Source organism: Roseobacter cerffii (genome assembly GCF_054226325.1).
Map to the genome: position 1 here is coordinate 1553241 of NZ_CM135757.1, position 26213 is coordinate 1579453.

At 61.7% G+C, this 26213-nt stretch carries 21 protein-coding genes; 13 read left to right on the top strand and 8 right to left on the bottom strand.

The window, feature by feature from the left end; translation table 11 throughout:
• The first annotated feature begins 1 nt into the window (after nt 1).
• The gene (locus tag ACVC7O_RS07645; protein WP_458325489.1) at nt 2–439 is read left to right on the top strand and encodes a DUF6691 family protein; all 438 of its coding nucleotides are present in this window, start codon (nt 2–4) and stop codon (nt 437–439) included.
• A 1-nt stretch (nt 440) separates the two neighbouring features.
• On the opposite strand, the gene ACVC7O_RS07650 is transcribed toward ACVC7O_RS07645, so the two are convergent.
• The 3 genes from ACVC7O_RS07650 to ACVC7O_RS07660 all read right to left on the bottom strand — a co-directional run bounded on the left by ACVC7O_RS07650 (nt 441) and on the right by ACVC7O_RS07660 (nt 5473).
• Nucleotides 441–1058 (bottom strand): LysE family translocator, encoded by a 618-nt coding sequence (locus tag ACVC7O_RS07650; RefSeq protein ID WP_458325490.1) that lies wholly within the window; start codon nt 1056–1058, stop codon nt 441–443.
• Between the two features lie 187 nt (nt 1059–1245).
• Nucleotides 1246–2142 (bottom strand): response regulator transcription factor, encoded by an 897-nt coding sequence (locus tag ACVC7O_RS07655; RefSeq protein ID WP_458325491.1) that lies wholly within the window; start codon nt 2140–2142, stop codon nt 1246–1248.
• Entirely contained in the window at nt 2129–5473 is a 3345-nt protein-coding gene (locus tag ACVC7O_RS07660; protein WP_458325492.1) for a hybrid sensor histidine kinase/response regulator, read from the bottom strand. The genes ACVC7O_RS07655 and ACVC7O_RS07660 overlap by 14 nt, the downstream gene beginning before the upstream one ends.
• Before the next feature lie 219 nt (nt 5474–5692).
• On the opposite strand from ACVC7O_RS07660, the gene urtA reads away from it, so the two are divergent.
• The 7 genes from urtA (at nt 5693) to ACVC7O_RS07695 (ending at nt 12184) form a co-directional block, all read left to right on the top strand.
• Nucleotides 5693–6964 carry an urea ABC transporter substrate-binding protein gene (gene urtA, locus ACVC7O_RS07665; protein WP_458325493.1) on the top strand — a complete coding sequence of 424 codons (1272 nt, stop codon included), beginning with the start codon at nt 5693–5695 and terminating at the stop codon, nt 6962–6964.
• Between the two features lie 72 nt (nt 6965–7036).
• Nucleotides 7037–7963: an urea ABC transporter permease subunit UrtB gene (gene urtB, locus ACVC7O_RS07670; RefSeq protein WP_458325494.1), complete on the top strand. Its 927-nt coding sequence runs from the start codon at nt 7037–7039 to the stop codon at nt 7961–7963.
• 12 nt (nt 7964–7975) lie between these two features.
• Nucleotides 7976–9100 (top strand): urea ABC transporter permease subunit UrtC, encoded by a 1125-nt coding sequence (gene urtC / locus ACVC7O_RS07675; RefSeq protein ID WP_458325495.1) that lies wholly within the window; start codon nt 7976–7978, stop codon nt 9098–9100.
• Nucleotides 9101–9105: 5 nt separating this feature from the next.
• Nucleotides 9106–9846 (top strand): urea ABC transporter ATP-binding protein UrtD, encoded by a 741-nt coding sequence (urtD, locus tag ACVC7O_RS07680; RefSeq protein ID WP_458325496.1) that lies wholly within the window; start codon nt 9106–9108, stop codon nt 9844–9846.
• A 13-nt stretch (nt 9847–9859) separates the two neighbouring features.
• Nucleotides 9860–10549, top strand: a complete 690-nt coding sequence (gene urtE, locus ACVC7O_RS07685) for an urea ABC transporter ATP-binding subunit UrtE (protein ID WP_458325497.1) — start codon at nt 9860–9862, stop codon at nt 10547–10549.
• A gap of 21 nt (nt 10550–10570) precedes the next feature.
• Nucleotides 10571–11800, top strand: coding sequence for a formamidase (gene fmdA, locus ACVC7O_RS07690; RefSeq protein WP_458325498.1), 1230 nt, complete (start codon nt 10571–10573; stop codon nt 11798–11800).
• Between the two features lie 54 nt (nt 11801–11854).
• Entirely contained in the window at nt 11855–12184 is a 330-nt protein-coding gene (locus ACVC7O_RS07695) for an FmdB family zinc ribbon protein (protein WP_458325499.1), read from the top strand.
• 43 nt (nt 12185–12227) lie between these two features.
• Here the strand turns inward: ACVC7O_RS07695 and ACVC7O_RS07700 are convergent, their stop codons facing one another.
• The 5 genes from ACVC7O_RS07700 to ACVC7O_RS07720 form a co-directional block, all read right to left on the bottom strand.
• Nucleotides 12228–13613, bottom strand: coding sequence for a DUF3179 domain-containing (seleno)protein (locus ACVC7O_RS07700; protein ID WP_458325500.1), 1386 nt, complete (start codon nt 13611–13613; stop codon nt 12228–12230).
• Nucleotides 13614–13922: 309 nt separating this feature from the next.
• Nucleotides 13923–14546 carry a ferric reductase-like transmembrane domain-containing protein gene (locus ACVC7O_RS07705; RefSeq protein ID WP_458325501.1) on the bottom strand — a complete coding sequence of 208 codons (624 nt, stop codon included), beginning with the start codon at nt 14544–14546 and terminating at the stop codon, nt 13923–13925.
• Between the two features lie 5 nt (nt 14547–14551).
• A complete protein-coding gene (locus tag ACVC7O_RS07710; RefSeq protein WP_458325502.1) occupies nt 14552–15040 on the bottom strand; it encodes a twin-arginine translocation pathway signal in 489 nt (162 codons plus the stop codon).
• Nucleotides 15041–15237: 197 nt separating this feature from the next.
• On the bottom strand, nt 15238–16677 hold the full coding sequence (locus ACVC7O_RS07715; RefSeq protein ID WP_458325503.1) for a M81 family metallopeptidase: 1440 nt from the start codon (nt 16675–16677) through the stop codon (nt 15238–15240).
• Nucleotides 16674–18293, bottom strand: coding sequence for an amidohydrolase (locus ACVC7O_RS07720; RefSeq protein ID WP_458325504.1), 1620 nt, complete (start codon nt 18291–18293; stop codon nt 16674–16676). Before ACVC7O_RS07720 ends, ACVC7O_RS07715 begins: the two co-directional genes overlap by 4 nt.
• A 152-nt stretch (nt 18294–18445) precedes the next feature.
• On the opposite strand from ACVC7O_RS07720, the gene ACVC7O_RS07725 reads away from it, so the two are divergent.
• The 5 genes from ACVC7O_RS07725 (at nt 18446) to ACVC7O_RS07745 (ending at nt 26192) form a co-directional block, all read left to right on the top strand.
• Nucleotides 18446–20032, top strand: coding sequence for an ABC transporter substrate-binding protein (locus ACVC7O_RS07725; protein ID WP_458325505.1), 1587 nt, complete (start codon nt 18446–18448; stop codon nt 20030–20032).
• A 77-nt stretch (nt 20033–20109) separates the two neighbouring features.
• Entirely contained in the window at nt 20110–21054 is a 945-nt protein-coding gene (locus tag ACVC7O_RS07730; RefSeq protein WP_458325506.1) for an ABC transporter permease, read from the top strand.
• Nucleotides 21054–21929 (top strand): ABC transporter permease, encoded by an 876-nt coding sequence (locus ACVC7O_RS07735; RefSeq protein ID WP_458325507.1) that lies wholly within the window; start codon nt 21054–21056, stop codon nt 21927–21929. The genes ACVC7O_RS07730 and ACVC7O_RS07735 overlap by 1 nt, the downstream gene beginning before the upstream one ends.
• Nucleotides 21929–23530 carry an ABC transporter ATP-binding protein gene (locus ACVC7O_RS07740; RefSeq protein ID WP_458325508.1) on the top strand — a complete coding sequence of 534 codons (1602 nt, stop codon included), beginning with the start codon at nt 21929–21931 and terminating at the stop codon, nt 23528–23530. The genes ACVC7O_RS07735 and ACVC7O_RS07740 overlap by 1 nt, the downstream gene beginning before the upstream one ends.
• Nucleotides 23531–24083: 553 nt before the next feature.
• Nucleotides 24084–26192 carry a S8 family peptidase gene (locus tag ACVC7O_RS07745; RefSeq protein WP_458325509.1) on the top strand — a complete coding sequence of 703 codons (2109 nt, stop codon included), beginning with the start codon at nt 24084–24086 and terminating at the stop codon, nt 26190–26192.
• The last annotated feature ends 21 nt before the right edge of the window (nt 26193–26213 follow it).

Sequence of the window (26213 nt, forward strand, 5' to 3'; positions counted from 1 at the left end):
GATGCGTTTTTTTGCAGCCTATCTGGCAGGCCTCCTCTTTGGCCTTGGCATTGCCATCTCCGGCATGATGAACCCGGCGAAAGTCTTGAATTTCTTCGATATCTTCGGGACGTGGGACCCGTCGCTAGCCTTTGTGATGGGCGGCGCGCTTGTGACAACCTTTATTGGTTACAGGCTGGTCCTGCGTCGAACGGCGCCGATGTTTGAAAGCTCTTTCGCACTGCCCACGCGTCACCATATAGATCGCCCGCTTCTTGCCGGATCTGCGATCTTTGGCGTCGGCTGGGCGATTGCGGGCTTTTGCCCGGGCGGCGCGCTACCCGCCCTTGGGACAGGACGCTGGGAGGTGATTGTATTTGTGGGTGCGCTGATCGTGGGCGTTCTGATTGCCAAAGGCATACAATCTGCACTGCAGCGCGCGCAGCCCGCCTTGCACTGAGTTAGCCGCGTGACGGCTGAGGGCTGAAGAGCAGAAGAACGCCAAAAAGGCACATCATTGAGCCCGAGGCCCGTTGCATCCAAGACAGGCGGTCCTGGGCGAATTGCGAGGCGAACCGGCCCAAGGCTGCGTAAGTGAAGATCGCGACAGCCTCCATGATGAGAAAGCTTACGCCCAGCATGGCATAGCTCTGCCAATAGGCCTCGGTTGAAACAAACTGCGGAAAGAAAGCCGCGAAAATCAGGATCGCCTTGGGGTTGCTTGCGGCGACCATGGCCTCCGCCCGAAAGGCAGTGCCGCGGGAGGCGGAGGTGTCGGACGGTCCCGCAGGCGTCGCGGCCTTTGCCCCACGCCACAAGCTCACGCCGAGCCAGATCAGGTAGATGGCGCCGATGATTTTCACGGTGTTGAACAGAAGTGCGGACGCCGACAACAACAGCCCAAGGCCAAGCGCACTGACCGTGATCATCGGAACAAACATCAGCAGCCGGCCCACTGCCGCGCGTTGCGCAAAGAGAACACCGTGGCGCGCACCATTTGTCATGGCCAACAGATTGTTGGGGCCAAAGGCGAGGTTGAGCGCGAAACACGCGGGAATGAAGATGAGCCAATCGATCATTAGGTCCTCCGTCCGCGAGGCCTAGCACCGAGTGCGCCCCGGCTCAATGGGTTGTCTTGGGTGGGTTGAGATGGGCAACCTTCCCGTTTTCATCCATCGTTTTGGGACAGGCGCGTCAGGAGATGGGCAACCTCCTCATATCACCTAAGAAGAGCTGGGTTTCTGCACGCCTTTCCTTATCTGACGCCTAATCGGAGTTCAGAACCCGATCCGCCATCACCGCCGCCGAGGTGCGGTTGTCGATACCCATCTTTTGAAAGATCTGCTCAAGATGTTTGTTCACCGTCCGCGCACTCAGGCCAAGAATGGCGCTGATGTCGCGGTTCGTCTTGCCAAGCGTCAGCCAAAATAGCACCTCCGCCTCGCGTGGCGTCAGGTTGAAGGTGTCCGCCAGGACATCCTCCTTGCGGTCCGCGCTCCGGCGGATCACTTTGACCAGCACTTCCGGCACCGGCGTCATGCCCATGAACTGAAAGGTCAGGGGCCCCGCTTCAAAGGGGGTAACAGCTGATACAGGTTGGGTCCGGCACAGGGCGATCCAGTTCTTCCAGGCGACGCCCTGGCTTTCCAGATCAAAGCCATTGAACGCATCGGTCGCGCGCTGCGAGCCCCAGAGCAGTTCCCCGCCGGGTCCGAAGGCCAGCACAAGGCGGCCCGAGGTGTCGAGCGCGGTGCGCGCGCTCTGGAGCAGACGCGAGTTGGCGATATGCGTGCTGAGCCGTGCGATTAACTCCTCGACCACCACCGGCTTGGTGATGTAGTCGACGCCACCGGAGTTCAGGCCTTCGAGGATATGTTCTTTCTCTGTCAGGCCGGTCATGAAGACGATGGGCGCCGTCACGGCACATGGGCCGGACTTCAGCGTGCGACAGGTCTCGAAGCCGTTGATCCCCGGCATGACCGCATCCATCAGGATCACGTCGGGCTCGACCCGGTGTGCAAGGTCAATCGCTGCCTGGCCGTCGGTGGCGATCAGCACGGTGATCCCGCTCTGTTCCAGCGCCATGGAGACCATCCCCAGCGCGTCTGGGTTGTCATCGACCACCAGCGCGATGCACTTCTGACCCCCATCATTCAACAGCATCTTCCACCGCCTCCAGCAGGTGTACGATCCCGCCCATGTCGAAGTGCTCCATGTGTTTGTCGAGCTTGCCCAGCAGGTTGGGGTCACATCGCCTCTGGACCCGCAGGCGACTGAGCTGCTCGCGCACGCCCGCCGCATGACCAAGGGCGGCGCTTTCGATCAGACGCGCCCGGTCGTCCGCCGAGAGCGTGGCGGGCTCGTCCGTGGCCATATCGCCATCCGCCTTTGGAACAAGCGTGATCTTCAGAAGTTCGGCGATCTGCATCAGTAGGTCATCGAGGTTGAACGGTTTGGCCAAGAAGCCGTCATGCAGCGCGACTTTAGGACGGCTCATGCTCTCTTCATCGGCATGTCCGGAAATCACTACAATTGGGACATGCGGCCAATCTCCGAGCCGCAGATCGCGTGCGAAGGACCAGCCATCCCGCTCGGGCATGTCGATATCGAGCAGGATGATATCGGGGCTCGCCTCCTGCAGCATCTGTTCGGCCATATCTGCTGAGGCGGCGATGAGCACAACGAAGCCAAGCTTGGACAGGAACTGTTCGGCGAGCGAAAGGTGATTGGTGTCGTCATCTACGATGAGAACGGTTTTCCGCGGCCCCTTGTACCCGGCAAAGGCAGGCAGCGCGACATCATCCTTCAGGTCTTCGGGATCGAATACACCCGGCGAAATCGAGGGCAGCATCAGCTTGACCGAAAAGACGCTGCCCTTGCCGGGCGTGCTTTGCACATCGATCTCGCCACCGAGAATTTCAACGAGCAGCTTGGTGATTGTGAGGCCCAGCCCCGAGCCCTGCCGGCCCGACTGGCCGGCGCGTTCGAAAGGGCGCCAGATGCGCGGAATGTTCTGCGGTTCGATGCCGATGCCCGTGTCGGTCACCGTGATCTGCGCTACTTCGTTTCGATAGGTCAAATCCAGCGCAACGCGGCCCTCATCCGTGTAGCGCAGCGCGTTTGACAACAGGTTGATCACGATCTGGCGCAGGCGCTTTTCATCTGTGCCCACCAGCGTTGGTAGCCGCCCGCGGATGGTCCAGTTGAAAGCGATCCCCTTGGCCGCGGCCTCGGCCTCGAAAATGGCCGCCACCTGGTGCAGGAGGACGCGCAGATTTACGCGATCGCGCATGATCTCGAGCCGTCCGGCCTCGATCCGCGCGATGTCGAGCAAGCCATCGATCAGGCCCGCCAAATGCTCGGACGAGCGGCGGATGCTGGTGATCGAATTGCGCCATTGCGCAAGATCAGGGTCCTTCTCGAGCAGCTGTGCAAACCCATAGATCGCGTTCAGCGGCGTGCGCAACTCGTGGCTGAGGCCCGACATGTAGCGGGTCTTGGCAAGGTTGGCGGCTTCTGCCTTTTCCTTGGCCTGTTGCAGGGCCTTGTCGGTGCGGTCATGAGCACGGATTTCTTTCAACAGAAGCTCCGTTTGGCGTTCAGCCTCGGCCATCGCGTTGCGCTGGCTTTCACCCACCAGGATGAACATCCAGACGGAGATTCCGATGACGATCAGGATCATGCAGAAGATAATGGTTAGAACAGCGTCGAAGGTTTCGGCGCCTGCAAACCCCCGGATGAAGAGCAGGAGTACACCGAAACTCAGCGAGATGACGCTGGTCGTCAGCAGGAACCGCGACAGCCGCGACATCAGCGCCTTGGCAATCGGCGCGGGCAGGGCAGCGTGCAGGGCTTCGCTGACCGTATTGTCGAGCCGCCCCTGCGGTTTGCAGTGATCGTGACAGGCGGCATCGAGGCTGCAGCACAGCGAGCAGATGCGCCCGAAGTGGAACGGGCAATAGCTGGTGTCTTCCGCATCGAAGCGGTACTCGCAGACGGTACAGGTTTGCAGACCTTGTACGGGCACATCATCGCTATCCGTGCGCGCAAGGTAGTAGCGGCCACCCGTGGCCCAGGCCAGAAGCGGGGCGAGGGTGAAGGCGGTCAGCAGGGCTACGAAAGACGAGAAAGCCTGCGCCAAAACGCCAAAGACGCCGGCATAGGCGACCAGCGAGATGACGCATGCTAGCACCATGGCACCAATGCCGACCGGGTTCACATCGTAGAGATGCGAGCGGCGAAACTCGATGCCTTTGGGGCTGAGGCCGAGCGGCTTGTTCACGACGAGATCGGCGACCAGAGCCCCGATCCACGCCACCGCCACATGAGAGTATAGGCTGAGCACGTGCTCCAGCCCGGTGAAGACGCCCAACTCCATTAGCATCAGTGCAATTGCGACGTTGAACACCAGCCAGACGACGCGACCCGGGTGGCTTTTCGTGAGGCGGGAGAAGAAATTCGACCAGGCGATGGAGCCTGCATAGGCGTTGGTCACATTGATCTTGAGCTGTGAGAGGATCACGAACATCGCTGTCAGCCCCAGCACCAGCGCGGGGGAGCCGAGCACTTGCTCGAATGCGGTGTGATACATGCGCGTCGGGTCCGTGGCCTCTTCCGGTGTGACGTTCTCGCGGATCGCAAGCGTGACAAGATAAGAGCCAGCGAGCATTTTTAGCATGCCCAGAACAGACCAGCCGGGGCCCGCACAGATCAGCGCGAGCCACCACTTGCGCTTGTCGTCTCTGCTCTGCGGCTCCGGGAGAAAACGCAGGAAATCGACCTGTTCGCCGATCTGTGCGACCAGCGAGAACACGACCCCCGACGCAGCGCCGAGCATCAGAAGGCGCGAGGCATCCGGCACCTCCGGGTTGCCTTCGAAGCCGGTCCACATGTCGATGTCGTACCCCGAGAAGGCCAGCAGCACAAAGGGCAGCGCATGCAGCAGCACCCAGAGAGGCTGCGTCCAGGCCTGGAAGGTGGAGATCTTGGAAAACCCGTGCACCACCAGCGGGATCACCACCAGTGAGCTGACGACATACCCCAGAAACAGCGGCACCCCGAGAGTGAATTTCAACGCCAGCGCCAGGATCGCGGCCTCCAGCGCGAAGAAGATAAAGGTGAAGGACGCATAGATCAGCGAGGTGATCGTCGAGCCGAGATAGCCAAAACCTGCGCCGCGCGTCATCAGGTCGATGTCCAGCCCGTATTTCGCTGCGTAGTACGAGATCGGGAAGCCGGTCAGAAACAGGATCGCCCCCACCAGCATGATCGCGGTGATCGCTGTGTCGAACCCATAGGTCAGTGTGATGGTGGCGCCGATGGCCTCAAGAGCCAGGAAGGAGATCGACCCGATGGCGGTATTGGCCACGCGGCTGTAGCTCCAGCGCCGGGCGCGCCGGGCGGTAAAGCGCAGCGCAAAATCCTCCATCGTCTCGTTGGCGACCCAACGATTGTAGGTGCGCTTTTCGCGCGTGGCTTTGAGGCGTGCAACCATACCGCTTCCATACAGAAGGAGGTGCTCTGCCCAACGTCAGCCATCGCAAATGGTGGTCAGGCTCCCCCAGCCCAAGATCAATAGGTTAACAGTACGTGCACAAAACGCGCAGCCATATACGTCATTTAACGTATACTGCGCTGCAGCATTGCCCGCGATCATTCCAGCAGCGGGTGATGTGGAATCGCCCATTTCTTGAGCATCTGACAAGGGGGCGATATGTCTGACGACAATTCTGATAACAAAACCAAGGGGGTAAGCCGCCGGGCTGTGCTGGCCGGTGGGACGGCGCTGACGGCGTCTCTGTTTATGCCGAAGGGCCTGCGCGCGGCGGATTTCCCAACGGCAGAGGTGAACACAACAGGCCTCGCTGTCACTGACGATACGGTCACCATTGGGATCCTGCACTCGATTACCGGCACCATGGCCATCTCCGAGACCGGCTCGGTGCAGGCCGAGAAGCTCGCAATTGAACAGATCAACGCGCAGGGCGGCATCCTGGGCCGCAAGATCGAATACATCCAGGAAGACGGCGCATCCGATTGGCCGACATTTGCCGAGAAAGCGCGCAAGCTGTTGGTCAACGACAAGGTTGCTTCCGTCATGGGCTGCTGGACGTCCGCCTCGCGCAAGGCGGTGCTGCCGGTCTTTGAGCAGCACAACGGCTTCCTCTATTATCCGACGTTCTATGAAGGCCTCGAACAGAGCCCGAACGTGATCTACACTGGCCAGGAGGCCACACAGCAGATCATCGCTGGCCTCGACTGGGTCAACCAGACCAAGGGTGCCAAGACCTTTTATCTGCTCGGGTCAGACTACATCTGGCCGCGCACGTCGAACAAGATCGCGCGCAAGCACATCGAGAACTTCATGGATGGCTGCAAGGTCGTGGGCGAGGAATACTATCCGCTCGGCCATACGCAGTTCAACTCGGTCATCAATAAGATCCGCCTGCGCAAGCCGGATGTGATCTATGCCATCGTCGTGGGCGGCTCGAATGTAGCCTTCTACAAGCAGCTCAAGGCCGCTGGCATCGACATGACCAAGGAAAAGCCGCTGCTGCTGACCATCTCGGTGACCGAGGACGAGATCCGCGGCATCGGCGGCGAGAATATAGACGGCGCCTATGCCTGCATGAAGTATTTCCAGTCGCTCGAAAACGAGAACAACCTCGCCTTCGTCAAAGCCTTCAAGGAGATGTGGGGCGACGACATGGTGATCGGCGACGTGACCCAAGCCGCCTATCTCGGCCCGTGGCTGTGGAAAGCCGCTGTCGAGAAAGCCGGCAGCTTCGACGTCGACAAGGTGCGCGAGGCGAGCCCGGGCATCGAGCTGACCACGGCGCCCGAAGGTTACGTGAAAGTGCACGAGAACCATCACCTCTGGTCCAAGACACGTGTGGGCCGTGCACAGGCAGATGGTCAGTACGAAGTTGTGTTCGAGACCGCCGACCTGGTGGAGCCTGATCCCTTCCCCGAAGGCTACCAATAAGGCTGGTTTCGCGGTCCGGGGTGCCAGACCCGGGCCGCCCCTACTTTACCAAAAGACACCCGGAGGCATGAGATGTTTGCCGATTATTCGATGGCCGAGCTTGGCGCGATTTTTGCCATGCAGGGCTTTGCAGGGCTGATCCTGTTTTCTGTTTTTGTGCTCATGGCTCTGGGTCTGGCGATCATCTTCGGCCAGATGGGCGTGATCAACATGGCGCATGGGGAGTTCATGATCCTCGGCGCTTACGTCACCTACCTGATGTCAAACCTCTTCGCGGATTACATGCCCGCGCTATTCAGCATGTATTTCTTTGTGGCGATGATCCTGGCGTTCATCGCCTCGGGGCTTTTGGGGCTGTTCGTCGAATGGGCGATGATCCGGCACCTATATAAACGCCCCCTCGATACGCTGCTGGCGACTTGGGGGTTAAGCCTCATTCTGCAACAGACCTATCGCAGCGTCTTTGGCGCGCGCGAGGTGGGTGTGTCGATCCCCGACTGGATGATGGGGTCGCTGCCTCTCACGGATCTCATTGAAGTGCCAATCAACGGGATTTTCGTCATGGTGCTCGCCGTCGGGATCTCACTGGCCGTCTACATCATGATGTTCCGCTCCCGCTGGGGCCAGCAGGTGCGCGCGATCAATCAGAACCGCGTGATGGCAGGCGCTGTCGGCATCAACACCGAATGGACCGACCGGCTGACCTTTGGCATCGGCTGTGGGGTCGCGGGCGTCGCGGGCTCAGCCTTCACGATGATCGGCTCCACCGGGCCGACCGCCGGGCAGCTCTACATTGTCGACACCTTCCTCGTGGTGGTCTTCGGCGGCGCGGGCTCGCTTCTCGGCACCATCGCCAGCGCGTTTTCCATTAGTCAGGCGCAGTCGATTATGGAGTTCTTCCTCTCCGGCTCCATGGCCAAGGTTCTGACGCTGCTGGTGGTTGTGGGCATCCTGATGCTCCGCCCGCAGGGTCTCTTCTCCCTCAAGCTGCGCAAGTAAGGAGCCATGTCCATGCAATCCTCCGCGTTCATGACCCGCAAGGACATCCTCGGCTTCGCCATCCTTGCAGCGCTGATCTTCATCGTCTTTCCGATGATGCTGGACAGCTTCCGCCTGAACCTCTTTGGCAAATACCTGACCTATGCCTTCGTCGCCATTGGCCTGTCGCTCTGCTGGGGCGCGGGCGGCATCCTCAGCCTCGGTCAGGGCGTGTTCTTTGGCCTTGGCGGCTATTGCATGGCGATGTTTCTCAAGCTTGAAGCCTCAACGCCGGAGAACACGTCGATCCAATCCACCCCCGGCATCCCCGACTTCATGGACTGGAACCAGCTGACCGAGCTGCCGGTGTGGTGGCAGCCCTTCTATTCTCTGCCACTAGCGCTCCTTGCCGTCGTGGCCGTGCCCGTAGTCTTCGCCTTCATCATCGGCGTGGCGATGTTCACCCGGCGCGTGGGCGGCGTGTATTTCGCGATCATCACCCAGGCCTTTGCCGCGATCATTACGATCCTGATCATCGGCCAGCAAGGCTACACCGGCGGCGTGAACGGCATCACCGACCTGCGCACGCTCCTGGGTTGGGACATCCGCACCGATGAGGCCAAGACGACGCTCTACTTCGTGAACGGCGTGCTGCTCTTCGCTGTGCTCTTTGCAGCACATTTCGTGAGGCGCTCCAAGCTCGGGCGGTTGCTTATCGCCATGCGTGACCAAGAGGACCGCGTGCGCTTCTCCGGGTACAACGTCGCCAACTTCAAAATCTTCATTTTCTGCCTCGGTGCCGCTTTCGCGGGCATCGGCGGGGCCATGTTCACCCTGCAGGTGGGCTTCATGTCGCCAACCCTGGTGGGCATCGTGCCGTCCATCGAGATGGTCATCTTCTGCGCCGTCGGCGGGCGGCTGTCGATCCTCGGCGCGGTCTATGGCGCTTTGCTGGTCAACTGGGCCAAGACCACCTTCTCCGAAAGCTTCCCGGAGCTGTGGCTGCTGGGCCTCGGCGGGCTCTTCATCGCGGTGGTCATGCTCTTCCCCAACGGCCTCGCGGGCGTTTGGTCCGAGAAGATTGAGCCGCGGCTCCTCGCCCTCTTCGGCAAAACCCGTGACGACAAACGCGCGCCCGAGGGCGCCCCGGCGGAGTAAGCGACATGCAAGAGCGTTTCATCCTGAAAGTGGAAGACCTCACCGTGTCCTTTGACGGGTTCAAGGCGGTCGATGCGCTGAGCTTCTATGTGGAGCCGAACGAATGCCGGGTGATCATCGGCCCCAATGGCGCGGGCAAGACCACCGTGCTCGACCTCATCTGCGGGCGCACCAAGGCGACTGCGGGGTCCGTCAAGTTCCACGATCAGGAACTCTTGTCGATGCGCGAAGACCAGATCGTGAATGCAGGTGTGGGCCGGAAATTTCAGACGCCGTCGGTCTATGAAGACCTGACCGTCTTCGAAAACCTCGAACTGAGTTATCCCAAAGGGCACAGCGTCTTTGGCGCACTGGCCTTCAAGCGCGACGCGGAGGTGCGGGAGCGCATTGACGAGATTGCATGCACCATCTTCCTCGCCGATCAACTGGACGAGAAGGCTGCCTTCCTCAGCCACGGGCAAAAGCAGTGGCTGGAGATCGGCATGCTGCTCATTCAGGACCCTGAGCTTCTGATGCTGGACGAACCCGTCGCCGGCATGTCGGTGGCCGAGCGCAAGAAGACCGCCGAACTGCTGAACCGCATCATCCAGGACCGCTCCGTGATCGTGATCGAGCATGACATGGGCTTTGTCGCTGATATCGCGACCCGCGTGACTGTGCTGCACCAGGGCAAGACGCTGTCTGAAGGCTCGATGGAGCGGGTACAGAACGACCCCAAGGTCGTCGAAGTCTACTTGGGCCACTGAAGGAGAGACCAAGATGCTGAACGTAAAATCCCTCCGCGCGGCTTACGGCGAAAGCGAGATCCTGCACAGCCTGAACCTCGATGTGGCCCCGGGCGAGATCGTGGCGATCATGGGCCGCAACGGCATGGGCAAGACCACGCTGATGAAGACGCTCATGGGTATCGTGCCCGAACGCGGCGGCGAGGTGACGGTGGGCGACCAACCGGTGACCGGGTTGAAATCGCACCAGCGCGTCGCGCGCGGCATCGCCTATGTGCCGCAGGGGCGGATGATTTTCTCGGCCATGACCGTGCAGGAGAACGTGGAAACCGGCCTCACAGTGACCGGACAGTCTAAAGTGCCCGAGGACATCTATGAACTCTTCCCGGTGCTCCTGGAAATGAAGGGCCGCCGGGGTGGCAACCTCTCGGGCGGTCAACAACAGCAGCTCGCCATCGCCCGGGCGCTCGCCTCGAACCCCAAGGTGCTGCTGCTCGATGAGCCAACCGAGGGCATCCAGCCATCGATCATCCGCGAGATGGCCCGCACCCTGCGCCGCATCCGCGACGAGAAGGGCCTCAGCATCGTCGTCTCCGAACAAGTGCTGAGCTTCGCGCTCGACGTGGCCGACCGGGTGATGGTGATCGAAAACGGCAGTTTCGTGCACGACAGCCCGCGCGACGGCATCGACGAGGCCAAGGTCTCGAAATTCCTATCCGTATGAACACCAAAGCAGGAGGTAGACATGGCTGACACATTGATTTCCGTAGAGCTCAGCGAAAGCCCGCACACCAATGAGAATGTGCACAACCGCTGGCACCCGGACATCCCGATCAATGTCTGGGTCGAGCCGGGCGACGATTTCAAGATCGAGACCTACGACTGGACCGGCGGGCAGATCAAGAATGACGACGACGCCTCCGACGTGCGCGATGTGGAGTTGGAGCAGGTGCACTATCTCTCCGGCCCCATCGGCGTAAAGGGCGCGGAGCCGGGCGATTTGCTGGTGGTCGACATCCTCGACATCGGCGCCAAGGAGGAGATGCTCTGGGGCTTCAACGGGTTCTTTTCCAAGCAGAACGGCGGCGGATTTCTGACCGAACATTTCCCGGAGGCGCAGAAGTCGATCTGGGACATCGACGGCATGTTCACCAAATCGCGCCACGTGCCGGGCATGAAGTATGCCGGGCTGATCCACCCCGGCCTGATCGGCTGTCTGCCGGATCGCAAGATGCTGGATATGTGGAACAGCCGCGAGACAGCACTCTTCAACACCGACCCCGACCGCACACCGCCGCTGGCCGCCCTGCCCAACACGCAAAGCGCGCATATGGGCGCCATGAAAGGCGAGGCACGGGACGCTGCCGCCGCCGAGGCCGCCCGCACCGTGCCGCCACGCGAGCATGGCGGGAACTGTGACATCAAGGACCTCAGCCGCGGCTCGAAGATCTACTTCCCGGTCTATGTGGACGGTGCCGGGCTTTCGATGGGGGATCTGCACTTTAGCCAGGGCGATGGCGAGATCACCTTTTGCGGCGCCATCGAAATGGCCGGTTGGCTGCACCTGAAGGTCTCTCTGATCAAGGACGGCATGTCGAAATACGGGATCAAGAACCCGATCTTCAAGCCATCTCCGATCACCCCCGCCTACAATGACTATCTGATCTTCGAGGGCATCTCGGTCGATGAAGAAGGCGAGCAGCATTATCTCGATGTGCATATCGCCTACCGGCAGGCCTGCCTCAACGCCATCGAGTACCTCAAGAAGTTCGGTTACTCCGGCGCGCAGGCCTATGCGATCCTCGGGACGGCTCCAGTGCAGGGGCATATCTCGGGCGTGGTGGATATTCCCAACGCCTGTGCCACGCTCTGGCTTCCGAATGACATCTTCGAATGGGACATGATGCCCAACGCTGACGGTCCGACGAAGTATCTCGACGGAAGCATCGATGTGCCCCTGGCGCCCGATCTCTAACTCTTTTGGTCGGCGCCATATCGGCGCCGGCTCCCTCTATTGGAAGACCCCTATATGCCCATCTATGAATACCAATGCACCGACTGCGGCGTCTTTGAAGAGACAGCACCCATGTCGGCCTTTGCCGACCCCTGCGACTGCCCCGCCTGCGGCCAATCGGCCCCACGCGTGATGTTTTCTGTGCCGCATATCTCGGGGATGGCCTCGGCCACCCGCCGCGCGCATGAAACCAACGAACGCTCCGCCGACAGCCCCAAACGCAGCGCCCATGGCCCGGGCTGCGGCTGCTGTGGCGGTGGCAAGAAAGTGTCCAACAAGACGCTCTATCGCCCCGACGGTTCCAAGAGCTTCCCGACCAAGCGGCCTTGGATGATCTCGCACTAGGCGTGACGGATCACCGAACGCTGGCGACCCATCGCAATGACTTCTACTCGGGCCAGAGCGCCGTTTCTGGGTGGAACTGCGACCAGGCAAACCAGAAGGCCTGATGGCTGCCAAGGTCATTGCCCTCCGCATCCACCGCGCCGACACCGCCTGCATTCAGGGCCAGCCGCACGTTCTCGAAGGCAATCTCCTGACCTTGTTTCAGGGCGGCAATGGCCTTGCTGCGTTGAAACGCGATGGGCTGGCCCGAAGCGGTGACAATGCCGATGATGTCCTCATGCACCGGCAGTCGCGGATCGACATCGCCGACCGGAAAGATCGGCCCGTTGGCATCGCGCCCGTTGCGGAAGTCAAAATCGCGTCCAAGGGCCAGCGCTTCGATCAGGACCGTCGTGTTGGGATGCTCTTTCTTCCACGTGCCCCAATCGGTCGTGATCACGGTGGCTTGGTCCAACTTTATGCCCTTGTCCGCCAAGGGCCCCGTCACGGCATGCCCCAAGAACGTGTCGAAGACCGAGAAGGTGTTCACATCGTACATGACCTTGTTCGACCGGATCAGCAGACCCGAGGTCCGCAAAACTGGCCGCTCGACCCCGTCGGGCAAGCGGTCGGTGAAATAGGCCTGTGCCGCGCCGCAGAGGGTGCAGTAGGGAATGCCCAAATCCCGCCCGCCTAACGTGTCATTGACCATCTCGCGCACTTCCATGATGCGGCGCGGATAGGCGCGGGTTTCCCCATTGATCTCGATGCCGAAGACGATGTCGTCATCCTCGAGCCAGGTGGCATCCTCCGCGCTGCTGACGGCGGGGTTGTCAGCCGCGGGGATGCAGTTGCATGGATCATGGGTGCGGTCATAGGCGCGATCATCGATCAGCACGCCGCCCCAGGAGACATGCCGCCAGTCGATGCTGCCTTCGACGAAGATCTGCTCCCATCCGGGGATGATACTGGTGAAGATCGCCCGCTTCACGGGCAGGTAGCCCGGTGGCGCGGGAATGTCCCAGGCGATCAGGTGATCAGTGATCACGCCCCAATTGTTCCGGTCCGGCAGATCGGTTTGGAGCAGACCTGCCGCTGTCTTTGTCAGCGTCGCATTGAGGTGCCTTTCAGAGACGAAGCGCAGCAGGTCGCTGATGATCCAGACAATCCGTGGATCCTTCGAAGCGGTGATCTCTTCGAGCGCGATGGTCTGATCCCGGCCCCAGGTCTCTTGCACAATGCTGTCGACAAAGGCGACCTGCACTGCCGCCTGCAGTTCCTCGCTGAGAGGACCGGTTGGAACGGCAGGCGGCGCGCCGTATTCCGCAATCACGTAGTCGGGCAGGGCAGCGGATGTCTCCGCTCGTGTGGCATCCGCCCCGAGCAAGGTGGCCGCGATCAACGCGGCAGCCGAGGCTGCACGGGTGTAAGACTTGATTGCCGATATCATGTGGCGACCTTTCGCATTGATTATCTTTTCCGAAGGCGCGTTGATGGAGATATTTCGCCCGCAACACTGGAAAAACGATGATCCACACAGTCTTGCCAAACCCGGCGTTTTGCGAGTCACGATTGGATCAAGAATCTGTGCGCCATTGCGTGAGCTGGAGAGAGTCTCGGGGGTTTCGTTTTGTTTTCTGAGGTTTGCGAGCCCTTTGAGGGCAAGTAAGACGTGAGGTCCCGTTGCCACTGCCCAAGCGGTTGGCCCTCGGCGGACCAGATTTAGGTGTTTGCCCGCGCTTGCAGCGATGGGTCGTCGTCAGCGATGCCGACTACGACGTGTGCGCGTGCGGATTGTGATCAACGCACCGGACAAGGCGCCAACGACCAGCGCGCACAGCGCAAATTTGGACACAGGCTCCATCGTGCCTTCGATCAGAAGCGTGTGCAGCACGCCAGTTGCAACCACTGCAACGGCCAGCGTGCTGTGGGCGGCGCGCCATGTCGTCGGGCGCAATCGCAAACGGCGGCGCAGGGCTGCGAGGCCCGCTGCGGCGAAGATCGCCCACATGGCGATCACCCCCCAGATCGAAAATGGCGTTGGCGAGGCGAGCAGGAGCGCGTCGATCATGTCAGGTGGGCTGGTGATCCAGAGCGCGGCGATGTGCACCACAACCGCAATCACTAGGCCCGAGCCGACCCAGCGATGCATCCGCCGGGCGGTTTGCAGAGACAACCCCGGCAGAAGGCCAGCAGCCAACAGAGGTTGCAGCAGCAGCAAGCCCATTGCCAAGATTCCAGCAAAACCGCCTGTGATGTAGATCGGATCGCGCCAGGCCAGCAGGGGGCTCGCTCCGGCTGCGGCAATCGGCACAAGCACGGCACAGGCGAGCGCGGCCCAGATCAGGCCCGTCCGCACCGGGCTCGGACCAAGCTCCGCCACAGGGCTCAGGCGGGTTGCAGCACAAAATGAGCCTCGAGCGTGGTGTCACCCGCGCTCGGCATCACCGGTCGCAGGAACACCGTTTGAAACTCGCCACTGTCATAGGCGAGGTGCCCGTGTGGTTGGCCGAAGGCGGGCACAATCTGCGGCATCTCGAGCCGAAACACGCCGTTCGCATCGGTGAGCGTCGCGCCATGGCTGTGCGGGTCTCGCTCATGGCCTTCTGTGGTGTGCGCCCAGATCTGAATGCGCTGGCCTGCCAGCGGCGCGCCATCCCCCGCGCGGCGCACGGTCCCTGTCATCCAGAACCCGCCACCCCCGATCCGTTCGACGATGGGCGCGTTGGGCAGATAATTGTTGGAGCCCCCGCGCATGGAGGGGGTGGCGGCGAGGCCTGCGGCGCGGGCAGGCAGCATGACGCCCGAACCAAGCGTGGCCAAGCCAGCGCTGCCAGCGGCGAGAAGGGAGCGGCGGGTGAAATTCGTGTTCGGCATCTGGATTTCTCCTGTCTGACGAGGACCGTCGATGAGCGGGGCTGTTGGCCCCAGCGGCACTGAGAGATGTTTCCTTGATACAAGATTTAGTGAAGCGGATGTGATTGAAAACCCTCACCACAGGTTTGTGATGGCGTATCCCAGCTCTGGGCAGATGAATGCGCATGGCGTCGCCGACGAGATTAACGTGTGTTAGGCTATCCTAGTCGAACGCCCGGACGCAGCCGCGTATATGGCAAGGTTTCCAGATGGCACGGGTTCGCTCCCGGTGCTTCGGCAAAGAGAATGCGGTCGGTGATCTGCAGATAGTCGGCCATGAAATGCACCCCCGATTTCACGCAGACGATTGCGTGATCAGCCGGCTCGATCCCCACCACACGGAACATTTCCTGATCCGCATTCTGGCCACGGCGCGAGCCAACCACCACGGTGATCCCCGTGCCAACCAGCTTGAGCCGGGCGACGGGGCCAAGGTGCGCTCGGGCGCCGCCGAACATTGGGCCGGTGAAGTCGAAAACGCCATTCGACAGGCGTTCGACGAGTACTGTCGCCATCACCGGCTGAGAATACTCGCAGAACGCACCGCCGAGGGCCACGTCGATCTCAGCGCCTTCACCCGCTGCATGTGCCGCAGCGGCCGCTTTCGGATCGTAGAGCATGGACAGAACAGCATCGGGCACCGCTTGGTCGATCAGCGCGCGCAGCACACCCGTTGTGTCGCCGGTCCCGCCCGCGCCGGGATTGTCCTGCGGGTCAGCGATCACCACCGGTGCCGCTAGCGTCATTGCGCGGGCCACGCAGTTCATGGCCGGTTCCAGTCGTGCATCAAAGGCACTCTCGGATGCACGCATCGCTGCGGCGAGCGCGTCCACCGCAGCCTGAGCCTTTTGGGGGTTAGGGTCGTAGGCAAAGATGCTGGGCCCGCAATCGGGGATATCCGCCGGGGGAAAACCCATCGCGATATCGGCAGAAACCACCTTCTGGTCGGGCAACATCGCATAGAGGCTGCGGGCGGGTTCGAACTCGGTGGCTTGCGCGGTGATGGGGACGAGCAGATCAACCTGCGCATAGGCTTTGGCGAGGGGGCCTTGCAGCAGCCGTTCCAGCAGATGCGCGGCCCGCGCGCCGGTCTCAGCAAGGTCTGTATGAGGGTAGGTCCGGTAGAGCGTCACGCCGTCGGCCAGATCACAAATCGCGGGCGAAAGGTTCGCGTGCAGATCGAAGCTGGCCACCAGCGGTACGTTCGGACCCACAGCCTTGCGCAGGCGCGCCAGGATTTCCGCCTCGGCGTCGTCGAAGGCACGGGTCACCATCGCGCCGTGCAGGTCAATGTAGACGGCATCGGGTTTGGCAGCCACCACCGCTGCGACGATCTCGTGCGTGATGGTCTCGAAGGCCTCATCGTCCACATAACCGCCCGGCTCCGCACCGGCCCAGAGGATTGGTATCATCTCATGCGGACAGGCGGCCATGAACCCAGACAGCGGAATGTTGAGCCCGCGCATCACGGTGTGAAGCGCTGCGCCCCGGGTCAACGCTGGCCACGACCCGGCGGTTTCAAAATGCTCCAGCGTGGTCGGAAAAGGTGCGAACGTATTGGTTTCGTGCTGAAAGCCAGCAACGGCGACGCGGGTCATGCGGTTACCTCCCCGCCGAGCACGGTCGCCACCACCTCGACATCGCGCAAGGCCATCGGGTCGATGCTGAGGGGGTCTTCGGCCAGCACGCAGAAATCTGCATGTTTGCCGGTCTGGATCGAGCCGATCTCGTGATCAAGCTTCAGCACGTGGGCCGCCCCCAGCGTGATGCAATGCAGCGCCTGCGGCACGGTGATCTGCTGGCTAGTGCCGAGCACGCGGCCCGTCTCGGTCACCCGGTTCACCGCCGCCCAGGCGGTGACCAGCGGCGCCATCGGTGTGATTGGCGCGTCGGAGTGGATGGCGAATTCATTGTCGAAGATCTCGACCGCGTCGCGGCAGGCGTTCATGCGGCTCGCGCGGTCAGGGCCCAGAGTCTTGGTCCAGTGGATATCGCCGAAATAGTGGATGTGGTTGCCGAAGATATTGCAGGTCAACCCCAGCGCCTTCATGCGTTTGAATTGGTCGCGGGTGGCCAGCTGAACATGCTCCAGCGTATGGCGCAGATCGGGGTTGGGGTACTTCAGCAGGACCTCTTCATAAACCTCGATGGCGAATTCCGAGGCCGCATCGCCGTTGGTGTGGATATGCGTTTTCACCCCTGCCTTGTGCAGCGCCTCGACCGCGCGGCGGTAGTGATCCAGATCCATGTTCCAAATGCCGTTGTCTTCGCCTGTGAAGTACCCCGGCGCCTTCAGCTTGGCGGTGTAGCCTTGGATTGCACCATCGGTGAAGAGCTTCGCGCGCCCCAACGAGAGCTTGTCGGTCGACCGGGCGCGCAAAGCGACGGCTCGGGCGGCCTCGTCATCGGGATCGCCCACCATCGCATTCATGATCGGCACATAGCGAGCTGGAAAGGCTGGGTCGTGCACCACCCGTTCGATCATCGCCACTTCGTCTTCGTGCAGGTCCGACAGCAGTTCGGCAACGGTGGTCACTCCACAGAGCCGCGCAACCTGCCCATAGGCGCGCAGGCTCGGCTCAGTCGCCATGTTGAGGAAGTTGTAGCCGCTGGCGTCGCACATCGGCATCATCGCGGCGAATTCCTGAAGCTCGCCATTGGGAGTGCCATCAGGGCCCTTCATCACCCCTTCGATATTCGTCCCCGCGTCAAAACCCGCGAGCGCCAGTGCGGTGGAGTTCACCGTCATAAGATGGAAATTTGAGTGTGAGACGACGACGGGATGATCGGTCGAGACCTGGTCGAGGTGATCCTTGTCAAAGCGCCGACCCTCCAGGAAGTTCGGATCAAGCCCCCAGCCGATGACGGGCGCGCCTTTCGGCGTCCGCTCCGCGACCTCACGCAGACGTGCGATGATCGCGTCGTAGTCTCCAACGCCGTCCCAAACTTTGCCGTCGGGATCGGTGCGGGCGTAGTGGCCGCAATAGGTATAGTCCCAGATGCCGCCGGCCATGACATGGGCATGGGCTTCGATCAGTCCCGGCAGGATCACCTTGTCAGCAAAGCGGTGGTCGACCGTGGCAGGCCCCCAGCCATCGGCGCAATCTGCCCCACCCACGGCCAGCACGCGGCCATCGCGCACGGCCACATGGGTCGCCTCCGGACGGTTCGGATCCATCGTGATGACCTTGGCTGCGCTGAAAACTGTGATCATGAGTATACCTTTGCAATGAGTGCCTTACCTTCGAGCAAGGGGACCGCAGATTGGACAAACACCGCGGCGCGAGATTGACAATCCGCAGCGGCGCGTGCCTGATTGACCCTGCGTAACTGAATAATCGACACAAGACCAATAGGGAGACGAAAATGCTTGGATGGATGAAGCGCCGCAGCGTTTTGGCTGCGTTGCTCGCAGGGCCGCTCGCCTTGGGAGCTCTGCCAAGTGTGGCACAGGCCGAGACGACACTCAGGGTCATTCCGCACGCGGACCTCAAGAACCTCGACCCGATCTGGACGACCGCCTACATCACCCGTAACCACGGCTATATGATCTATGACACGCTGTTCGCGATGAATGAAAACTTCGAGCCGCAGCCCCAGATGGTCGACACATGGGAGACATCCGAGGACGGGCTCAGCTGGACCTTCGTGCTGCGCGACGGGCTGACTTTCCACGACGGCGCACCTGTGACAGCGGCGGATGTAGTGGCCTCGCTCGAGCGTTGGGGTAAACGGGACGGCATGGGCCAGCAGCTCTTTGCGAACACCGCGAGCCTTGAGGCGGCAGACGATAAGACCGTCGTTCTGACACTGGCGAATGAGTACGGGCTGGTGCTCGAATCCATTGGCAAGATCTCGTCGAACGTGCCCTTCATCATGCCAGCCCGCGTGGCGGCCACCGACCCGTTCGAGCAAATCACCGATTTCACCGGGTCTGGCCCCTTCGTCTTCCAGGAAGATGAGTGGGTGCCGGGCAGCACGGTCGTCTACACCAAGTTCGAGGATTACGTGCCACGGGAAGAGCCGGTCTCTGCCGCTTCGGGCGGTAAGGTCGCCAAGGTGGACAAGGTTGTCTGGACTTACTTCCCCGATCAGACGACTGCCATGAATGCGTTGATGGCAGGTGAGGTCGATTTCTTCGAACAACCTGCCAATGACCTGGCTCCCCTGCTGGAGGCGAACCCGGATATCACTGTCGAAGTGAACGATCCGCTCGGGAATATCGGCTTTGCGCGCTTCAATCACCTTTTGCCCCCCTTCGACAACGCCGATGTGCGCCGCGCGGCCATGATGGCGATGAAGCAGGAGGACTACATGGCGGCGGCCGTGGGTGATCCGAAGTTCTGGAAAACCTGCTATTCGGTCTTCCCCTGCGGCACGCCGCTCGACAACGATGTCGGCTCCGAGGTGATGTCCATGGGGGACATCGAGGCGGCCAAGACCGCGCTGTCTGAGACCGGCTATGACGGAACGCCAGTGGTGATCATGCAGCCGACCGACATCCCGATCCTGTCGGCTTTCTCGCTGGTAACGGCTGAAAAGCTGCGCAACGTAGGCTTCGAGGTCGAAGTTCAGGCGATGGACTGGTCAACACTCACCTCGCGCCGCGCACTGCGCGATCCGGTGGCTGATGGCGGCTGGAACATGTTCCACACCTGGTGGATCGGAGCAGACGTGATTGACCCGATGGCGATTGCCTTCTCGGGCAACCCGGATGCCGGATGGTTCGGCTGGGCCGAGGACCCCGCGCTGGAAGAGGCCCGCGCGGCCTTCGCGGTTGCTGGCAGTGAAGACGAGAAGAAAGAAGTTGCACAGACCGTGCAGGACCGCCTGTGGTCGATCGGTGCGTCCGGGCAGCTGGGGCAGTTCTTCAACCCCGTCGCCTATCGCAGCAACGTACAGGGTCTGATCAAATCCCCGGTGCAGTTCTTCTGGAACATCTCGGTCGAGTGATCTGAAGACAACGACCCGGCGCGGGGCTTTCCGCGCCGGGCACGTCCCGACTTCTATCTCGCAATCGCGGAGGCGCCATGACGCGCTACATCACCATGCGTGTGCTCTCGACCATTCCGGTCATGGTGCTCGTGGCTCTGTTCGTCTTCCTCATGCTGCGCCTGGCGCCGGGCGATCCTGCCTCCGTCATCGCGGGAGACTACGCCACAGCCGAAGATGTGGAGCGCATCCGCCAGCAGCTGGGGTTATCTGACCCCATCGTTGTGCAGTTCCTGCGCTGGGTCGGGGCGCTGGTGCAGGGCGATCTGGGCACTTCGATCTTTTCGGGCAAACCCGTCACCGAGTTGATCGGTCAGCGCATCGAACCAACAATCCTGCTGGCGATCACCACCATTGTTTTCGCCGTTGTCGTGGCCGTGCCTTTGGGGACGTTGGCTGCGTTTCGCGCAGGCTCGCTGCTTGATCGCGTGGTGATGCTGTTCTCGGTCAGCGGGTTCTCGGTGCCGGTTTTCGTGCTCGGTTACATCCTGATCTACACCTTTTCCATGACGCTCAAGATCCTGCCCGTACAGGGATACAAGTCGCCATTCACCGAAGGACTGGGCCCGTTTCTCTACCATATCACTCTGCCCACGGTGACGCTTTCGGTGATCTTCATCGCCTTGATCGCACGAATGACCCGCGCCTCCGTCATCGAGGTGCTGGAGGAGGACTACATCCGCACCGCGCGCGCCAAGGGGCAATCGGAGCTCACGATCCTCATGCGCCATGCCTTGCGAAACGCCGCGGTTCCGGTGGTCACGGTGATCGGGATTGGCATCGCGCTGTTGATCGGCGGCGTCGTGGTGACGGAGAGCGTGTTCAACATCCCCGGTCTGGGGCGGCTGGTGCTCGATGCCGTGCTGGCGCGCGACTACCCGATCATCCAAGGGCTGATCCTCTTTTTCAGCTTCATCTATATCTTCATCAACCTGATGATCGACCTCAGCTATACGCTGCTTGACCCGAGGATCCGGTACTGATGACAGACGCAACCCTCCCTGCTGCCGATCCGAAACCTCAAGAGATCAGCCTCGCACGCCACGCCCTGCGAAACCGGGGCGTGTTCTGGGGCGGCATTGTGCTGCTGTTCATCGCGGCCTTCGCCATTGTTGGCCCGTTCTTTGTGCTCGACCCTACCGCGCTCAATCCCATCAACCGGCTGAAACCACCCGGAAGCGCGGGGCTTTTTGGCACCGACATGCTGGGGCGCGATGTCTATTCGCGGGTGGTGAACGGCGCGCAGGTTTCTCTGGTTGTGGGGCTGTCCGTGGCGTTGATCGCGGTCGCGCTGGGGCTCTTTCTGGGGCTGATCGCGGGCTATATCCGGCTGATGGACGCGCTGATCATGCGGCTGATGGATGGCTTGATGTCGATCCCAGCCATCCTGCTGGCGATTGCGCTGATTTCGCTTTCGGGCGCGACGCTGGCGACGGTGATTGTCGCCATCGTCATCCCGGAGATTCCACGCGTTGTGCGACTGGTGCGCTCTGTGGTGCTGACAGTGCGGGAGGAACCTTATGTCGAGGCGGCGATCTCGGCGGGCACCAAGGTGCCGACGATCCTCGTTCGCCACGTGCTACCCAACACGATTGCGCCGCTGATCGTGCAGGCCACCTATATCTGCGGCTCCGCGATGCTGACCGAGTCCATCCTCGGCTTTCTCGGCGCGGGCATCCCGCCGGAAATCCCGTCCTGGGGCAACATCATGTCGGAAGGGCGCACCTTCTTCCAGCTGACGCCGTGGATCATCTTCTTCCCGGGTGTCTGTCTCGCGCTGACGGTGCTGGCGGTGAATGTGGTCGGCGACGGTCTGCGCGATACGCTGGATCCTCGGATTGCAAAGGCGATGCGCTGATGGCAGTCCTGGAAGTCGAGGGCCTGTCGGTCGCGCTGCCCGCCAGCGCGGATCGTCCCTTTGCAGTGGAGGACATCACGCTGCATGTGGATGCAGGCGAAATCCTCTGCATCGTGGGAGAAAGCGGGTCAGGCAAATCGGTCACGGCCTTCTCGGTCATGGGGTTGGCGGACAAGCGCGCGCTGACACCGGTGGCGGGCACCATCAAGCTGGGCGGAGAGGACCTGCTCACTGCGACGGATGATCGCCTGCGCACCCTGCGGGGTGAGAAAATGGCGATGATCTTTCAGGAGCCGATGACGGCCCTGAACCCGGTGCTGAGGGTGGGCGACCAGATTGGCGAGATGCTGGAGATTCACTCGGACCTGTCGGCCTCGGCGCGCAAGGCGAAGGTCATCGAAGCCATGCGGGATGTGAGCCTGCCCGATCCCGAGAAGATGTACCGCTCCTACCCGCACCAGCTCTCGGGTGGTCAGCGGCAGCGGATCATGATCGCCATGGCGCTGACGCTGGAGCCGCAGCTGCTGATCGCCGATGAGCCGACCACGGCCCTTGATGTGACCACGCAGGCGCAGATCCTCAGCCTGATCAAGGACATCCAGCGCCGCAAGGGCATGGGCGTGATGTTCATCACCCACGATTTCGGCGTGGTGGCCGAGATTGCTGATCGCGTGGCAGTGATGAAACACGGTCGCATTGTGGAGCAGGGCAGTGTGGCAGAGGTCTTGGGGTCGCCCAAGGACGCCTACACCCAACAGTTGATCGCCGCCGTTCCTTCAATGACCCCGCCCGAGCGTCCAGAGGCCGAGGGGGATGTGGCGCTGGAAACCCAAGATCTGGTCAAGACCTATGGCCATGAGGGGCTCTTCGGCAACGGTCGTGTCGTGAAGGCTGCGAGCGATGTCGATCTGACCGTACGGCGCGGTGAAACGCTTGGTATTGTGGGCGAAAGTGGCTCGGGCAAGTCCACCGTCGCACGTTGTGTGATGCGGCTGATCGATCCGACGTCGGGTGCTATTCTGATCGACGGAGAGAACATCGCCTCGCTTCGTGAAGGGCAGTTGCGTCCTCATCGGCGTGACATCCAGATCGTGTTTCAGGATCCCTACCGCTCTCTGAACCCGCGCCGAACCGTCGGGCAAAGCATCATCGAAGGTCCGGTGAACTTCGGCACTTCGATCGCGGAGGCGAAGTCTCGCGCGGCTGAGTTGATGCAGGTGGTGGGCCTTTCGGAGGACGCGCTCGACCGCTTTCCGCATCAGTTTTCCGGCGGCCAGCGGCAGCGGATCTGCATCGCCCGGGCCTTGGCCATGGAGCCTGCTATCCTGATCGCGGATGAGGCTGTCTCGGCGCTCGATGTCTCGGTTCAGGCGCAGGTGTTGGATTTGCTCGACGATGTTCGCCGACGTTTCGACCTCGCGATGCTTTTCATCACACATGATCTGAGGGTCGCCGCGCAAATCTGCGACCGGATCATGGTGATGAACAAAGGGCAAGTGGTTGAAACTGGTCCGACGGCCGCTGTCTACGCAAATCCACAGCATGACTATACCCGGTCTCTGCTCGCTGCGGCGCCAGGCAAGGCGGGTCTCTCCGCCTGACCAAAACCCGGCTCTTTCGTGCGCTGTTTGACGTTCTGAGATACCCATCAATTCGAATGATCGGTCAACGCCGCGGGTGCCGCGCAACAAAGTTGCTTCGCGGATTGCCGGATCTGTGGTACTCTACCTATGAGAGAAGCATTTTGTTTGTTCATTTCGGGTTGCCAGTTCATGGGAAACAGACGCCTCATTATCGTTCTGGCCTCTGAAGAGGTTTCACCAGTCTCTCCCGACGACGTTCAAACAGAATTGGTGTCTCTCGGTATCGACAATATTCGTCGATCCGAAGACAGCGGACCGGTGGTTGTCACCGGTACCGTCCCGGCGGAAACGGATGTTCCCGCGCTTCTCCAAACCCTGAATGGCATGCCAGCCGTCCGGAGTGCAGAAGAAGATAGTTGGACATTTAGTCAGTAACTTGCATTTGGCGGGTCTTTTTTATCGCCCGCGGCCTATCCGGCCCTGACATGTGAAATTGAAACCAGAACGCGGGCGCCAAACCGCGTTCCATCCTCGCGGCTTATTTTGGCCGCCTCGTGAAGGAGTATTTGCTATGGCAGATTACGACGATCTACCGGACGGCCCACAGGCCATTCCGGGCCAAGTGATCATCAAGCTCACCCAGACCGCACAGCGACAGATGACAGCGGCGGTTCCGACCGGGCCGATGCGCGGCATGACCGCCGATGCCCCTTGTGAGCTTGGGGTCGACACCATCGACAAGGTGCTCAAGAAGTGCAAGGCGCGCACGATCAACCGCTTGCACGGGCCGATCCCGACCAGCACGCTGTCCAATGCCGCGACCGCCGAGGTGGCTGGCGATCTCGTCGCTACGATGCGGGTGCGCTATGACAGCGCGGATGATCCCGAGCAGGTGGCCAAGGACCTGAAGAAGGCGGCAGGCGTCACCGATGCTTCGGCAGAATACTACCGCTTTGGCACCGCGACCCCGAACGATCCTGATTTCGGACAGCTTTGGGGGATGCAGGCGATCAACGCGCCTGCGGCTTGGGACCGTACGACCGGCTGCAGCAACGTCGTGGTGGCGGTGCTCGATACGGGGGTCGATCTGAACCACCCTGATCTTGTGCCGAACCTCGTGCCAGGCCGCGACATGGTCGATCTGCCGGGTGCCACCCCGCCGCCGGGCTTCCATTTCGAAGGTGACAACGTTGGGCGGGACAGCATCCCGCAGGATGAGGTCGGCCACGGAACCCACGTCGCGGGCACAATCGGTGCCGTGGGGAACAATGGCACAGGGGTTGTCGGCGTCTGCTGGCAGGTGAAGCTCATGCCGGTGAAGGTGCTGACGCGGATCGTGAACAACAGCAATCCGCTTGATGTCCGGGGCACAGGCTCTTCAGCCGACGTGGCGGCGGGCATCCGCTGGGCGGTTGATAATGGGGCGGACATCCTGAACCTGAGCCTTGGGTCGCTGTCGAGCACCTTTGTCGAACAGGACGCTGTCGCCTATGCCGTCTCACAAGGGGTGTTGGTCGTGGCCGCCATGGGCAACCACGAGAATACCAACCCCGGCGCGCCGAGTTACCCGGCGGCCTATCCGAATGTTCTTTCGGTCGGTGCCGTCAATCAGGCCAAGCAGCGCGCGTCATTCTCGGCGCGCGGCGCGCATATCGACGTTGTCGCACCCGGCGTGGGCATCCGGTCGACCGACTGGGATGACACCTACAGCTCGAAGAACGGCACCTCGATGGCGACCCCGCATGTCGCTGGCCTCGCCGCGCTGATGAAGTGCTGCAAATCGAGCCTGACGGCAGATCAGATTGCAGACATCATCCGCCAGACCGCCGAACCGCTGCGCGACAATCCTGGTGATCCGGTGCCCAACAACAGCTACGGCGCTGGTCTGATCGATGCGGAGAAGGCGATCAACCGGGCCTGTCCGCCGCGGCTGACGCCGTTGCCCTGCATCAGGCCCTGCATTCCCTGCATCATTCCACCGCCGCCCTGCAGGCCCTGTATCATTCCGCCCCCGCCGCCACCCTGTCGGCCCTGTCTGCCACCTCCGCCGTGTCGGCCCTGCTTGCCGCCGCCGCCCTGCGTGGCGTGCTTACCGCCGCCTCCGCCCTGTGTGGCCTGTCCGCCCTGTGGTCCATGCATAAGACGTGGCGCCGGGCAGGAAGCAACAGCAAGTGCGGCTGAGGCGGCGGGCGGATCAGCGTCGGGAGCTGGCGCAAGCCCAACCTTCACGCCCCCGCCGTGCCCACCGTGTGGCCCGTGTCTGCCGCCGCCACCGTGTCAGCCCTGCCTGCCACCCCCACCACCGCCGTGTCGGCCATGCTTGCCACCGCCGCCGCCGTGTTTCCCGTGTCGGCCGTGCCTGCCTCCGCCGCCTCCGCCACCGCCGTGCTTCCCGTGTCGGCCCTGTCTGCCGCCCCCTCCGCCGCCTTGCTTCTTTGCCAACCCTGGCCAGAGCAGCGACGCAGCGCGGGCCGGCTCTCAGCCAACGGAGTATGACGACGATTACTCCGACAGCGCTTGGGCGGGCTACAATAGCGCATCCGGTGACTGGTCGGGCTACGATTGGTCGGCCTATGACTGGTCGGGATATGGCGACGGGTCAGGCTACGATGGTTCGGCCTACGACTACGCGAACCCTTATGCTGGCTGGTATGACTATGGCTATGGCGGCTCCTCGTAAGTCCGCCTAACCGGTACGACA